Annotated in this window: 12 protein-coding genes and 1 pseudogene; 6 read left to right on the top strand and 7 right to left on the bottom strand. The window is 67.5% G+C overall.

Annotated features, from left to right (window positions below):
* The first annotated feature begins 24 nt into the window (after positions 1–24).
* From ACZ75I_RS12320 to ACZ75I_RS12310, 3 genes are all read left to right on the top strand, one after another.
* Positions 25–990, top strand: a complete 966-nt coding sequence (locus ACZ75I_RS12320) for a DUF2268 domain-containing putative Zn-dependent protease (RefSeq protein WP_472957986.1) — start codon at positions 25–27, stop codon at positions 988–990.
* A gap of 49 nt (positions 991–1,039) precedes the next feature.
* Complete coding sequence (locus ACZ75I_RS12315) at positions 1,040–1,822, top strand: SGNH/GDSL hydrolase family protein (RefSeq protein ID WP_472957984.1); 783 nt, start codon at positions 1,040–1,042, stop codon at positions 1,820–1,822.
* Between the two features lie 141 nt (positions 1,823–1,963).
* On the top strand, positions 1,964–2,641 hold the full coding sequence (locus tag ACZ75I_RS12310; RefSeq protein ID WP_472957983.1) for a hypothetical protein: 678 nt from the start codon (positions 1,964–1,966) through the stop codon (positions 2,639–2,641).
* Positions 2,642–2,644: 3 nt separating this feature from the next.
* Here the strand turns inward: ACZ75I_RS12310 and ACZ75I_RS12305 are convergent, their stop codons facing one another.
* A complete protein-coding gene (locus ACZ75I_RS12305; protein WP_182068157.1) occupies positions 2,645–3,190 on the bottom strand; it encodes a thioesterase family protein in 546 nt (181 codons plus the stop codon).
* Between the two features lie 69 nt (positions 3,191–3,259).
* Between ACZ75I_RS12305 and ACZ75I_RS12300 the strand changes: the two genes are divergently transcribed.
* From ACZ75I_RS12300 to ACZ75I_RS12290, 3 genes are all read left to right on the top strand, one after another.
* Positions 3,260–3,841: a TetR/AcrR family transcriptional regulator gene (locus ACZ75I_RS12300; protein ID WP_472957980.1), complete on the top strand. Its 582-nt coding sequence runs from the start codon at positions 3,260–3,262 to the stop codon at positions 3,839–3,841.
* Positions 3,842–3,885: 44 nt separating this feature from the next.
* Positions 3,886–4,266 carry a VOC family protein gene (locus tag ACZ75I_RS12295; protein WP_472957979.1) on the top strand — a complete coding sequence of 127 codons (381 nt, stop codon included), beginning with the start codon at positions 3,886–3,888 and terminating at the stop codon, positions 4,264–4,266.
* 224 nt (positions 4,267–4,490) lie between these two features.
* Complete coding sequence (locus tag ACZ75I_RS12290; protein ID WP_472957978.1) at positions 4,491–5,009, top strand: hypothetical protein; 519 nt, start codon at positions 4,491–4,493, stop codon at positions 5,007–5,009.
* Positions 5,010–5,055: 46 nt separating this feature from the next.
* Here ACZ75I_RS12290 and ACZ75I_RS12285 read toward each other — a convergent pair whose 3' ends face one another.
* From ACZ75I_RS12285 to hutI, 6 genes and pseudogenes are all read right to left on the bottom strand, one after another.
* Positions 5,056–7,164, bottom strand: a complete 2,109-nt coding sequence (locus ACZ75I_RS12285; protein ID WP_472957977.1) for a TonB-dependent receptor family protein — start codon at positions 7,162–7,164, stop codon at positions 5,056–5,058.
* A gap of 191 nt (positions 7,165–7,355) precedes the next feature.
* A pseudogene (locus tag ACZ75I_RS12280) lies at positions 7,356–8,790 on the bottom strand (serine hydrolase domain-containing protein).
* Positions 8,791–8,954: 164 nt separating this feature from the next.
* Positions 8,955–10,622, bottom strand: a complete 1,668-nt coding sequence (gene hutU, locus ACZ75I_RS12275) for a urocanate hydratase (protein ID WP_472957976.1) — start codon at positions 10,620–10,622, stop codon at positions 8,955–8,957.
* Positions 10,619–11,473, bottom strand: a complete 855-nt coding sequence (hutG, locus tag ACZ75I_RS12270; protein WP_049455446.1) for an N-formylglutamate deformylase — start codon at positions 11,471–11,473, stop codon at positions 10,619–10,621. The genes hutU and hutG overlap by 4 nt, the downstream gene beginning before the upstream one ends.
* Positions 11,470–13,011 (bottom strand): histidine ammonia-lyase, encoded by a 1,542-nt coding sequence (hutH, locus tag ACZ75I_RS12265; protein WP_472957975.1) that lies wholly within the window; start codon positions 13,009–13,011, stop codon positions 11,470–11,472. Before hutH ends, hutG begins: the two co-directional genes overlap by 4 nt.
* Positions 13,008–14,231, bottom strand: a complete 1,224-nt coding sequence (gene hutI / locus ACZ75I_RS12260; RefSeq protein ID WP_180869911.1) for an imidazolonepropionase — start codon at positions 14,229–14,231, stop codon at positions 13,008–13,010. Before hutI ends, hutH begins: the two co-directional genes overlap by 4 nt.
* Positions 14,232–14,275: the final 44 nt, after the last annotated feature.

Here is a 14,275-nt window from a genome sequence, read left to right as displayed (position 1 = left end):
ATGCACTCCACCAAGGACGGAGCGATGTCCAGTTTCCCGCGTTGCCTGTTTGCCATGGCCTGTGCCGGGGCGGTCGGCGTGGCACAGGCGGGTACTCCGCCGGGGCCGCAGATCCTCACCACCGATGCCAGCCGCTTCTACGCGCTCTACGACAGCACCGGCGGCAAGCCCAGCGTCGCCCAGCTGGCCGGTTACCTGGCCGAAGGCAGTCCGGGCCTGGGTGAACTGGCGAAGGCGCGCCGGGTCACGCCCGAACGCATGGCCGAAGCCATTGCCAGCCAGCCCGGGGTGTATGCGCAGGGCCGCAGCTGCCTGGCGGAGCTGCCGGCGGTGAAGCAGCGCCTGGTGCAGGTGTTCGGCAACCTGCAGGCGATCTATCCGCAGGCCGCGTTTCCTCCGGTGACCCTCGCGGTTGGCCGTGGTCGGCCGGTCGGGTTGACCTCGAAGAGTGGGGTGATCATCGCCCTGGAAGCGCTGTGTGCAGCCGATTTCATGAATCCCAACGTGCAGGACCGCTTCGTGCACGTGATCGCGCACGAGTACGTGCACATCCAGCAGACCGGCCTGAACGATTTCGAGCCCGGCGACCCGCATGCGACGGTGCTGCGTGTTTCGCTGGGCGAAGGTATCGCCGAATTCATCGCCGAATTGATTTCCGGCAACGTCGGCAACAGTCGCCATGCGGCGTGGACGCGCGGCCGCGAGGTCCACATTGAAAGCGCCTTTGCGCTGGATGTGGACAGTACCGATCTGTCGCCGTGGCTGTACAACTACAAGCCCGGTTCGCAGGAGCCCTATGACCTCGGGTACTGGGTGGGCTACCGCATCGCCAAGGCCTACTACCTGCAGGCCAAGGACAAGCGTGACGCGGTGCGCGCGCTGATCCAGCAGGACAACCCGAAGGCGATCCTGGCCGCCAGTGGCTGGACGCCCGGCATGTGGATGCCGGCCAAGGTGACCGGCGTGGCCGCGCGGTCTGCGGCGCGGTAAGCGCGAGGCCGCGCGCTAGACTGGCCCGGACATTCAAGGGAGAGACCCCATGCGTTCCTTGTCCGGCGGCCTGGCCGCAGTTGCCCTCGGTATCGCGCTGAGCGCCCACGGGGGGGCGGCCGAGATGCCCGCAATCAACCCGTTACTGCTGGAGCCTGTCGAAAGCCTGCGCGCGGACGAAGTGCGTTTCATGCAGCAGCGCCTGGCCGATTGGCCGCAGCTGCAGCACTATCGTGAAGCCAACGCGCGGCTGCCTGCGACGGTACCAAGCCAGCCGCGCGTGGTGTTCTTCGGTGATTCCATCACCGAAGGCTGGGGCAGGGAAGGCAGCGCATCGTTCTTTCCCGGCAAGGGATGGCTCAACCGCGGCATCAGTGGCCAGACCACGGCGCAGATGCTGGTGCGGTTCCCGCAGGACGTGCTGGCACTGAAGCCGCAGGTGGTGGTGATCCTGGCCGGCACCAACGACATCGCCGGCAACACCGGCCCGACCACGCAGGCGATGATTGAAGACAACCTGCACGCGATGGTGGACCTGGCACGCGCACATGGCATCGCCGTGGTACTGGCATCGGTGCTGCCGGTCAGCGATTACCCGTGGTTGCCGGGCACGGCACCTGCGCCCAAGGTGCGCGCATTGAACGCGGCATTGAAGCGCTATGCCGATGCGAAGCAGCTGGTCTATCTGGACTATTACACGCCGATGGCCAATGCCGCCGGAGGGCTGGACCCGCAGCTGGCCGAGGACGGCGTGCATCCCACGGCGAAGGGCTATGCGGTGATGGCGCCGCTGGCGGAGGCCGCAATCAGTCGCGCAATGGCGCTGGACTAGGCACAGCACCCGCAATGCACAGCATCCAGCCCGTCGAGGTAAAGTGGCCCCGGAGCCGGCCACGCAGCGTGGCCGCCAGGGACGATGGGGTGGGTGATGCGGAAGGGAATCCAGGGATGGCTGCGCCGCAGCGGCGCAACGATGGCACTGCTGCTGGCGGCCGTGCCGGCGTTCAGTGCAGACACGGCGGCGCCTTCGCCGCTGACGAGTGAACCGGTGGGCGGCGTTTCGTTGGCCGAATGGACCGCCCGCTGGTGGCGGTGGGCCGACGCCCAGGGCGGCGCGCCCTATCTCGACCCGGATGGCCGTGTATGTGATCTGGGCCAGGAAGGCCCGGTCTGGAACCTGGCTGGCACCAATGGCCGTTTCCGGCCACATCGCGAATGCGTGGTGCCGGCGGGCAAGTACCTGTTGCTGCCGATCATCAACATGGCGCACTACCAGGTGGATGAGACTGTGTCCTGCAAGGAGCTGCAGGCCGGGGCGGCGGTCAACAACGATTACCTGATCAGCGCGGTGGTGCTGCTGGACGGCCAGCCACTGGGCGACATGCGCATGCATCGGGTGCGCAGTGAAGGCTGCTTCCGCATGGATGCCGATGACGCAGACTCACGGCTGGCCGCCGCCGACGGCTACTGGGTGATGCTCAAGCCGTTGTCGCCGGGCCGGCATACCCTCAGCGTGGGTGCCAACTACGGCGTGCCGGAGGGTGGAGCGTACAGCCGCATGCGGCAGTCCTTCGAGTACGTGCTGCACGTGGGAGGGCGCACCCAGGTCGTATCGCGCGAACTGCACGCGGCGCCGCTGGCCGCGCCCTGAAGCTCAGGCATCGTCCTGCTTCAACGCCGCATCGGCGGCCAGCAGCGCCTCGGCGGCTGCACTGAGCGGCGGCGACGGCGGGGAAACCACACCGATCGCTTCCATCATCTTCGGCATGCCCAGGAACTGGCGCGCGCGGCGGTCGTAGATGCCGGTGACCAGCAGCGCGCGCGTGGCGATCTTCTGCTCGGCGCCGATCAGCACGCGCTGCTCCATGATGCCGCGCGAGCCGACCCAGCCCACCAAGCGTGTTTCCAGGGTGAAGCGCTGGAACGGCTTCAACTCGCGACGGAACTGGATGGTGCCGGCACCGACGATCGGTGCCCACTTCTCGCGCAGCGCCACCCGGCCCAGGCCCATGCGCAGGATCAGGTCCAGCCGGCCCAGGTCGAAGATGTTCCAGTAGCGGCCGTTGGTCATGTGCAGGTTGCTGTCCAGGTCGTTGGGCAGCACCCGGAACTGCAGCCGCGAGACCCCGAACGGGGCCTCCAGCTTCGGCCGGAACAGGCTGCACAGCAGCAGGTGGAGCAGACGGAACCAGAGATTCATGGCTATGACGACTGTTATAGAACGGCCGGTACGCTAATCTATGACGACTGTCTTAGCAAGGAGACCGCCGTGAGCCCGCGATCCTCTGATGCGCCACAACGCGTGATCGATGCTGCGGCGCAGATGCTGGTGCGGGTGGGCCTCAATGCCACCAGCATCCGGGAGGTGACCAAGCTGGCCAAGGCGCCGTTGGGTTCCACCTACCATCACTTTCCCGGCGGCAAGCAGGAGCTGCTGGCGCGCGCCACCCAGATGTCCGGCGACAAGGTGGAGGCGCTGCTGTTGGAGCTGTTGAAGGATGGGGCGGTACAGGGCCTGCAGCAGTTCCTGGCGATGTGGCGCGAGCGTCTGCTGCGCTCCGATTTCCGCGCCGGCTGCCCGGTGCTGGCCGCTGCCGTGGAGGAGCCGGTGGAGGCCACGCCCAGCCAACCCCGCGCGGCGGCCGCCGAGGTGTTCGCGCGCTGGCACGGCCACCTCGCCTCGGCGTTCGTCGCTGAAGGGCATGCCCCCGCAGCGGCGGGCGAGCTGGCCAGCCTGGTGATCGCGAGTGTGGAGGGTGCGGTTGCGATGTGCCGCGCACTGCAGGACATCGCCCCGTTCGACCAAGTCGCAGCGCAATTGCTGAAGGCCGCCGCGCCACCTGCGCGCTAGAATGCACCCGAACGCGCTACTGCGTGCCCGGCAAGGATGTCCGCATGTTGCACCACCTTTCCCTCGGCGTTCGTGACCTTGATATCGCAGGCCGCTTTTATGACGCCGCACTCGCCGCACTCGGGTACCGCCCGGTGTTCGAGGACGAGACCGCGATCGGCTATGGGGTGGTCGATGATGAAGACGCGCTGTGCCTGAAGCTGCGTGATGACGCCGCAGCGCCGGGCCCCGGCTTCCACCTGGCGTTCGCTGCAGTGTCCGCAGCGGCGGTGGATGCCTTCCACGCAGCAGCCATGGCCAACGGGGGCGCTGACAACGGTGCCCCCGGACTGCGCGCCGATTACGGTGACTTCTACTACGCCGCGTTCGTGGTCGACCCCGAGGGCCATCGCATCGAGGCGGTGACCAAGGCGCGGCCGGCGTGAAGCAGCCGGGCATTCCGGCGCCAGCCTGCTGAAGCTCCCAATCGCATGCCGTAGTGCGGCATGGCCCATACCGGGCTGGTGATCGGCCAGCGCCCGTCCGGCCCTGGTACTCCCCAAGCCGTAGAGGCACGCGCAGTTTTCGATCCTGCCCGAGTCTGCGCTATGCTCCGCCGGGGGCCTCGGAACGTGGCCCGGCTTCAACCAACCCTGACAAGGACAAGCGCATGGATGTCGCTGCACGCAGGAACAGGACGTTGTTTCGTTGGATCATGGTGACGCTGCTGGCGGTGTTGTTGCCGTTTGCAGCACTGGCGCAGCCGGCAGCCGGGCAGGGCGATGGCGCTGAAGCCGCCACTGCCGCGGAAGAGACGCAATGCCGTGCCTGCGCCTATGAGCGCATTGGACCGAAGATCGATATCGGCCTGGTGGCACTGGTGTCGCTGTTGGTGGTGGGTCTGCTGGTAGCGGTGTCCCGCGAGTGGGGAACCACCTCGCAGCGCTGGACCTGCCGTACCCTGGCCCTGCTGCTGGTGGGCATCGGCCTGGCGTTGTTGTGGTGGGCTGGCAGCGTCGTCTACCTGGGCTACAACCCGTGGCAGGAGCCGCTCGCACCCGGCGGCGGCTCGCTCGGTTCGACGCTGCTGAGTACGTCGCCGAAGTGGCTGGCGGCACTGGTGCTGGTCGGCTTCGCGCCTTCCATCTGGAAGCGCAGCGAGCGCCTGCCGTCCTGGCGTATCGGCTGACCCTGGAACGACGGCGCCGGATCACACCCGGCGCCGCCTGCGGCAATCACTCAAAGCGCCAGCGCACGCCCGCGTAGACGCCGCGGCCTTCGCCCGGCGTCGAACGCGCGACATCCTTGCCGGCGTCGTCATAGCCCGGCGTGACGGTGGCGGCGTAGCGGCGATTGCCTAGGTTGCGCATCTCCGCCCAGGCCTGCCAGCGGCCACCGGGTGCGTCGTAGCCGATGCGGCTGCCGAAGATCACATGGCTGTCGGCCCAGTAGCTGTTGGCGTAGTCCACCGCGATGCGCGAGGCGTATTCGGTATTGAGCGCCGCGTACAGGCCGGATGCATGATCGAAACGCAGCTCGGCCTGGTAGGCGTGGCGCGGCAGGCCGGGCAGGCGGTTGCTGCCGAAACGTGCATCGTGGCGGTAGCGGAAATCGCTGAACGTATACGCCTGACGCAGCGACAGGCGGCCCGGTGCAGCCTGCCACAGCGTGCTGTCCAATCCGGCTTCGATACCGCGGTGCATGGTGGGGCTGGCATTGTTCTCGGCGATGAACAGGTTCGGCACCGGTTGCAGTTCGACGCTCAGCAGTTCGTGGTTCACGTGGGCGTAGTAGCCGGTCAGTTCCCAGCGGCCCAGCGCCGCGTCACCGCGCGCGCCCAGTTCCAGCGTGGTGGCGGTCTGGTGCTGCATCGGCACCGGCGCGCGCTGGCGGCCGGTAGACGGGCCATTGCCCGGCCCGAAGTACTGGTTCGAGCCCCAGATCATCGACCACGGGTGCGGTGCCTCCACCGAACGGCTGAGGTTGCCGAACCACTGGGTCTGCGCGCTGTGCTGCCAGGTGAAGCCCAGTCGCGGCGCATAGTCCCAGTCGTGCTCGCGCAGGCGGCCGCCGCTGCTCGGCCAGGTCACCTGCACATCGCGGCGGGTGTTGATCAGTGCCAGCCCAGCCTGCATGCGCAGGCGGTCATTGAAGGCGAGGGTGTTGCTGACGTGCAGCGTGCTGTCGGTGCCGTGGTGGCGGAAGTCGCGCGTGCGCGTGCCGGCGGCATAGCCATTGCTGGCAAAGCGCAGCGACTCGCGCACATCGGCATCCAGGTCATGGGTGACGCGCAGGCCGACCGTGGTCTCGCTGTCCAGGCCGAACAGCCGGTGGCGGCGGCGGTAGTCCAGTGTGGCGTTGAGGTTGGCGTAGTCCAGCTGCTGGCGATACAGGCTCTCGTTCAAGTCCATCGGGTAGGTGTGGTAGACCAGCCCGGCCTGCAGCGACGAGTCCTCATCGATCTGCAGCGTGGTGACATTGCCCACCCAGGTGCTGCCCGGCTGCGGGCGGCGCGCATCGATGGCCAGGTTGGCCGCATTCGCGGCGTGTGGATCGTTGCGGATCTGGTCGCGGGTCAAGCGACCGGGTGTTTCGTGATTGGTTTCGCGGTAGCGCACGAAGAAGCGCGTCTGCAGGTCGGGCGTGATCTGCCAGCCGATGTTGGCCATCGCGCCCTTGCCGTCGCCGCGCGCATGGCGCTGGTAACCGTCGAACTCGGTATCGGTGTAGGCCAGGAAGTAGTCGACATCGCCGTTGACGCCGCCCCAGCTGAGGCCACGCTTCTGGTAGCCACGGCTGCCGGCTTCGTAGTGCAGCTGCACGCCCGCCGAATCACGGCCGCTGCGGCTGACGTAGTCGATGGCACCGCCCAGCGCCAACGCGCCGCGCTCGAAACCGTTGGCGCCGCGCAGGACTTCCACGCGCGACAGCCACAGCGGTTCCAGCAGCTCGTAGGGCGTGCCACCTGGGCCGGTCAGCGGCAGGCCGTCGATCGACACCGCAATGCCCGAGGCATGCGCGCCCGGCCCCCGGTTGATGCCCGACCCACGGATCGAGATCTTGGTGCCCTCGTTGCCCGGCGACTGCGCGCTGATGCCCGGTTGGTAGGCCAGCACATCGGCATTGCTGGACAGCCGGCTGTGGGCCTTGGCCACGTCGATGACGTTGCTGGCGCCGGGCACCCGCTTCAACGCCTCGCGCGCCTGCGCGCTGGCATCGGCTGCAGTGACCTGTACGGCATCCAACGTGGTGGCCTGCGGGACTGCAGCGGCAGTGGAGGCGAGGCCAAGGGAAACGGCCAGAGACAGCAGCGAGGGGATGGGGCGGTACGACGAGAGCGACATGCGGAAATGCTGTAAACCAGTAAAGTGGCGCGCAAGTTAACAGGTCGGTGGCGCCACGTCACCCACCGGCGGCGTATGGCCGCCCGCAACATCCATGTAGAGCCGAGCCCATGCTCGGCTATCGCGCGCAGCGCGGGTTTCCTTCGCTCGAAACGAAGAGCAGCCGAGCATGGGCTCGGCTCTACAGCAGGTTACGGCGAGGGCTTGGCCAGCGCTTTGGCCTTTGCATACAGCCGATCAGCCGCTTCCCTTTCGCCCAATGCCGCATGACACTCGGCCAGGCTGTCCCACACATTGGCCGAATCCGGATACAGCTCGGTATTGAGGGCGAATACCTTCAACGCCCTGCGTGCACCCAGGCTCTGGCGGATGGCATAGCCGCTGGCGTTGATCGCGCGTTCCAGCTCGCTGCCCGTCACCCGGTTGTTATCGCGCAACCAACTGCGTATCGCCTGGGCAGCGCCTGCATCATCATCCAGCGCATACGCGACCAGCCGCTCGGACAGCACCGCGTGCGGAAACGCCTGCGGCGCCGCGACCGCCATCGTGCTCTCCACCAGCGTGCTGGACCAGACATTGCGGGCGCTGCCGTTGGTCAGGTACACGAACACCCAGTAGCCGTCGGCCAGCGTGCCCTTGTACGCCAGCCGCGCACGTACACGGGTGCCGCCATCATGGCCGACCTGGGTGTAGCCGTCGCTGCGGGTGGTGTCCCAGCCAGTGGAGAAGAAATTGCTGCCGCCACCGCTCAGTTTCTGCGGCTGCCAGAACTTTTCCAGGGTCGCCGTGCGCACCAGCGTGGGTCGCCAGCGCCTGCAGGAAGCGGTTCATGTCGCCCACGGTGGTCTGCAGATCGGCATGGCCCCAGCCGTAGTCCGGCCAGGGATCTTCATTGGCAGGCTGCAGTTGGCCATCCTTGCCGATGTACGGCACCGCCGCGCGCCGGGCCGGCACGCTGGCAACGCCCCACGAGGTGCTGGCCATCTTCAATGGCTGCAGGATGCGTTCGCGCGCGATGGCCGGGTAGGGCTTGCGGTAGTGCGCTTCCAGCAACGCCGTCAGCACCAGGTAGTTGGCCTGGGTGTACTGCACGCGGCTGCCGGTGGCGAACTGCATCGGTGCAGCGCCGGCCACCTTCAGCGCAGTGCCAAGGTCAGGCGCTACACCGGGGTAGCCCGTGCTCACCCAGCGGTTATCCACCCTGTTGTAGTACTCGCCGATACCCGAGCTGTGGTTGAGGAAATCACGCACGTGGATCGCCTGCCATGCTGCAGGCAGGTCCGGCACATAGCGGCTGGCCGGTACATCCAGATCCACCTTGCTCTGATCGACCAGTTGCATCACCAGCGTGCTGGTCAGCAGCTTGGCCATCGACTGTGCGGCGAAGATGGAATCGACGGTGGCAGGTGTGTGCGTAGCGCGATCACGTTCGCCGCTGGCGCCCTGGTACAGCACCTGGCCGTTGTGGGCGACCAGTACCGCCTGGCCGGCAATGCCGTAGCGTTCGCGGTTGGCCTGCAGTTGGGCGTCGAGCTGGGTAGAGAGGCCGGCGGAGAGGTCATTCGCTGATGCGGGCGCAGCAGCGAACAGGACGCAGAGCAATGCAGCAGCAAAGGTGCGGTACATCGCGGTGATCCATCAGCTGTGATGGCGCATCTTGGTATGTAGAGCCGAGCCCATGCTCGGCTGCCTTCGGGCCAGGCATGATGCACCCGGAAAAATGAGCCGAGCATGGCTCGGCTCTACAGGTGTTTTCGGGTAGTGCCGGCCGCTGCCCGGCACCCCTGCGATCAGCCCAGGATCCCCGGCAGATCCAGTCCCTTTTCCTTCGCGCAGTCGATCGCGATGTCATACCCCGCATCGGCATGGCGCATCACGCCGGTGGCCGGGTCGTTCCACAGCACGCGGCCAATCCGCTTCGCCGCTGCCTCGGTGCCGTCGCAGACGATCACCATGCCGGCGTGCTGCGAGAAGCCCATGCCGACGCCGCCGCCGTGGTGCAGCGAGACCCAGGTCGCGCCGCTGGCGGTGTTGAGCAGGGCGTTCAGCAGCGGCCAGTCGGAGACCGCATCGGAGCCGTCGGCCATCGCTTCGGTTTCGCGGTTCGGCGAAGCGACGCTGCCGCTGTCCAGATGGTCGCGACCGATCACCACCGGCGCCTTCAGTTCGCCGTTGGCGACCATCTCGTTGAAGGCCAGGCCGAGTCGATCACGATCACCCAGGCCGACCCAGCAGATGCGCGCCGGCAGGCCCTGGAATTTGATCTTCTCGGCGGCCATGTCCAGCCAGCGGTGCAGGTGGGGATTGTCCGGAATCAGTTCCTTCACCTTGGCATCGGTCTTGGCGATGTCTTCCGGGTCACCACTCAGTGCCGCCCAGCGGAACGGGCCGATGCCACGGCAGAACAGCGGGCGGATGTAGGCCGGCACGAACCCGGGGAAGTCGAACGCGTTCTCCACGCCTTCTTCCAGCGCCATCTGCCGCAGGTTGTTGCCGTAGTCCACGGTCGGCACGCCGAGTGCGTGGAAGCCGAGCATGGCGCGGATATGGTTGGCCATCGACGCGCGCGCTGCCTTCTCCACTTCCTTCGGCGCGGACACGCGCTTTTCGTCCCACTGCTCGACGGTCCAGCCCTGCGGCAGGTAGCCGTTCACCGGGTCGTGCGCGGAGGTCTGGTCGGTCAGCAGGTCCGGCTTCACGCCGCGCTTGAGCAGTTCAGCCAGTACATCGGCGACGTTGCCGAGCAGGCCCACCGACTTCGGCGTACCGGCCTTGCACGACTCGTCGATCAGGCGCAGCGCTTCGTCCAGGTTGTCGGTCCAGGTATCCAGGTAGCCGGTGCGCAGGCGCATGTCGATGCTGCTCTTGCGGCACTCGACGGCCAGGCAGGAGGCGCCGGCCATCGCCGCGGCCAGCGGCTGTGCGCCGCCCATGCCGCCGAGGCCACCGGTGAACAGCCACTTGCCGGTCAGGTCACCACCGAAATGCTGGCGGCCCATTTCCACGAAGGTTTCGTAGGTGCCCTGCACGATGCCCTGCGCGCCGATGTAGATCCAGCTGCCGGCGGTCATCTGGCCATACATGGCCAGGCCCTTCCTATCCAGCTCGTTGAAGTGGTCCCAGTTGGCCCAGCGCGGTACCAGGTTGGAATTGGCGATCAGCACGCGCGGTGCATCGGCATGGGTGCGGAACACACCCACCGGCTTGCCCGACTGCACCAGCAGGGTCTGGTCGTCGTCCAGGCGCTTGAGCGTTTCGACGATGGCATCGAAGCTCTCCCAGTCACGCGCGGCGCGGCCGATGCCGCCGTACACCACCAGCTCCTGCGGCCGCTCGGCCACGTCCGGGTGCAGGTTGTTCATCAGCATGCGCAACGGCGCTTCGGTCAGCCAGCTCTTGGCGTTGAGCGTGGTGCCGGTCGGCGCGGCGATGGTGCGGGACGGGTCGTTGCGGGTCATGCGGCGCTCCGGTTCGTCGCGAATTCAAGGCAGGCATTGAGCACCTGCGCCAGGGTGTGGCGCAGTGGTGCGGCGTGGTCGGGGTCGAGCGGGGTGGGCCAGCTGTGTTCGTCCACCTGGTCCGGCAGGGGTTCGTGCATGTAGCCACGGCAGGCCAGCTCCATCTGCAGGCTGTGCACGCCGCCGGCGATGTTGCTGTAGTGGCGGGTGATCCAGCCGCCCTTGAAGCGGCCGTTGCGCACCTGGCTCATGCCACTGATCTTCAGCAGGTTTTCCACCACATCGCTCAAGGCGTTGTCGCAGGACGTGTCGGGTGCGCCGGACGGCCCGGCGGTACCGAGGTTGAACTGCGGCAGCTCGCCATCGAACAGGTGCGGAATATGCGAGCGGATCGAATGCGCGTCGTACACTACCACCGTACCGTGCTGCGCGCGCAGGCGGGTGATCTGTGCGGCCAGCGCATCGTGGTAGGGCAGGAAATACGTGTCGCGGCGCCGCGCGATCTCGGCGTCATCCGGCTCGCGGCCCGCGTGGTACAGCGGCTGGTTGTCGAAGGTGGTCAGCGGGCACAGGCCGGTGGTGTTCTGGCCCGGGTACAGCGACACACCGCTGGGATCGCGGTTGAGGTCGATCACCGAACGTGAGATCGCCGAGCGCACCGTGGTCGCGCCCATGCCGCGCACGAAGTCGTACAGCTCGTGCACCCACCAGTCGGCATCGCGACGGGCCAGCCACGGCGAGTGGTAGTCGCCGATCAGGTCGTGCGGCAGCTCGCTGCCGGTATGCGGGAAGCTGACGATGAGGGGTGCGTCGCCCTCGTGCACCGTCAGCCATTCGGGATGGGTATTCATGCCTGTGGTTCCACGGTTGGCAGCAGGTCGGTCAGGCCCTGCGCCAGCGCACCACTGCGCACCAGACTCGTGGCGATTACCATGTCCGGATGGAAGTAGCGGTCTTCTTCCAGCGTCGGCACCTGCGCACGCAGGGTGGCGCGCACGGTTTCCAGCGCGGCACTGGAGCGCAGCGGCGCATGGAAGTCGCAGCCCTGCGCCGCGGCCAGCAGTTCGATGCCGATCACGTTGGCCGCGTTCTCGGCCATCTGCATCAGGCGCCGCGCACCGTGTGCGGCCATCGACACGTGGTCTTCCTGGTTGGCCGAGGTCGGGATCGAATCAACACTGGCCGGGTAGGCGCGCTGCTTGTTTTCCGAGACCAGCGCAGCGGCAGTCACCTGCGGAATCATGAAGCCGGAATTCAGGCCCGGGCGTGGGGTCAGGAACGCCGGCAGGCCCGACAGCGCCGGGTCCACCAGCATCGCCAGGCGGCGCTCGCTGATCGAGCCGATCTCGCACACCGCCATCGCCAGCATGTCGGCGGCGAAGGCCACCGGCTCGGCGTGGAAGTTGCCGCCAGACAGTGCTTCGCCGGTATCGGTGAACACCAGCGGATTGTCGGACACGCCGTTGGCTTCGATTTCCAGCGTGGTCGCGGCCTGGCGCAGGATGTCCAGCGCCGCGCCCATCACCTGCGGCTGGCAGCGCAGGCAGTACGGATCCTGCACGCGCACGTCGTTGTCGCGATGCGACTCGCGGATGTCCGAGCCCTGCATCAGCGTACGCAGGGTGGCCGCGGTGGCGATCTGCCCGCGCTGGCCGCGGATGGCGTGGATGCGCGGGTCGAACGGCGTGTCGGAGCCCTTGGCTGCTTCCACCGACAGCGCGCCGGTGATCAGCGCCGCCTGGAACACGGTCTCGATCTCGAACAGGCCGGCCAACGCATACGCGGTGGAGAACTGGGTGCCATTGAGCAGCGCCAGGCCTTCCTTCGCTCCCAGTTCGATCGGCTGCAGGCCGGCACGTGCCAGTGCATCGACCGCCGGCAGGCGCTCGTCACCCATGAAGGCTTCGCCGACGCCCAGCATCACGCTGGCCAGGTGCGAGAGCGGCGCCAGGTCACCCGAGGCACCCACCGAGCCCTGTGCGGGCACCACCGGCAGCACGCCCTTGACCAGCATCGCTTCGAGCAGCAGCAGGGTTTCCTCGCGGATGCCCGAAGCACCCTGCGCCAGGCTGACCAGCTTCAGCGCCATCATCAACCGCACCACGCTGGCCGGCATCGGCTCGCCCACGCCGGCGGCATGCGAGAGCACGATATTCCGCTGCAGGGTGGCCAGGTCTTCGCGCTCGATGCGCACGCTGGCCAGCTTGCCGAAGCCGGTGTTGATGCCATACACCGGCGCGCCCTTGGCGACGATGGCGGCCACCGCCGCAGCGCTGGCGCGCACCACCGGCAGCGCGGCCGGGTCCAGTGCAAGCGGCGCACCGCGATAGACCTGCCGCCACTGGGCGAGAGTGACATGGCCGGGGCGAAGAACCAGGGTGTTGCTCATGTGTTGCTCCAGGAGGCAGGCAGGTCGGGCTGCCCGCGCACCACGCGCGCGTGCAGCGGGTTGAATCCAATGCGATAGACCAGGTCGGCGGGCGCATCGATGTCCCAGATCGCCAGGTCGCAGTCCATGCCCACCGCCAGGCGGCCGATGCGCTCGCCGTGGCCCAGTGCGCGCGCCGCTTCACGGGTGAAGCCGGCGATGCACTCATCCACGGTCAGGCGGAACAGGGTGGCGCCCATGTTCATCGCCAGCAGTGGGCTGGTCAGCGGCGAGGTGCCCGGGTTGCTGTCGGTGGCCAGCGCCAGCGGCACGCCGGCCGCACGCAGCGCGGCGATCGGCGGCAGGGTGGTATCGCGGGTGAAATAGAAAGCACCGGGCAGCAGCACGGCGACGGTACCGGCAGCGGCCATCGCGGCGATGCCGGCGTCATCCAGATGTTCAATATGGTCGGCCGACAGTGCACCGAAGCTGGCCGCCAGTTCGGCGCCATGCTGGTTGCTCAGCTGCTCGGCGTGGATCTTCACCGCCAGCCCGTTGGCGCGTGCCGCTTCGAAGACCTGCCGCGCCTGCGCCGGCGAGAAGGCGATGTTCTCGCAGAACACATCCACCGCTTCGGCCAGGCCTTCGGTGGCGATGGCCGGAATCATCACCTCGCACACCTCATCGGTGTACTCCTGTGCTTGGCGGCCCGGCGGAATCGCGTGTGCACCGAGGAAGGTGGTCACCACGTTGACCCGGCATTCCTCACCCAGCGCACGCGCAACCTGCAGTTGCTTGCGTTCGTCGGCCAGGGTCAGGCCGTAGCCGGACTTGATCTCGAGGGTTGTCACGCCCTCGGCGCGCATCGCCAGCAACCGTGGCCGGCTTTCGCGGGCCAGCTGCTCTGGCGTGGCGGCGCGGGTGGCGCGCACGGTGGAGACGATGCCGCCGCCGGCACGGGCGATCTCGGCATAGCTCACGCCCTGCAGGCGCTGCTCGAATTCGTTGGCGCGGTTGCCGGCGTAGACCAGGTGGGTGTGGCAGTCGATCAGGCCCGGCGAGATCCAGCGGCTTTCGCCGTCGATGCGGGTGGTCGGCTGCAGGTGGGCGTCGCTGCCGGCCGGGCCGACGTGGATGATGCGGCCGTCGGCGCAGGCCAGTACGCCATCGCGGATGACACCCAGCCCCTCGCCATCGAGGGTAATCAGGTGGACGTTGGACCAGAGGGTATCGACGTGCATGGCATCCACAACGCGGCTGTGCTTATATGTCTATACAATATAGG

This window comes from Stenotrophomonas sp. X (assembly GCF_055721025.1).
The sequence above is the reverse complement of the archived record's forward strand: the minus strand, read 5'-3'. Positions and strand labels throughout refer to the sequence as shown.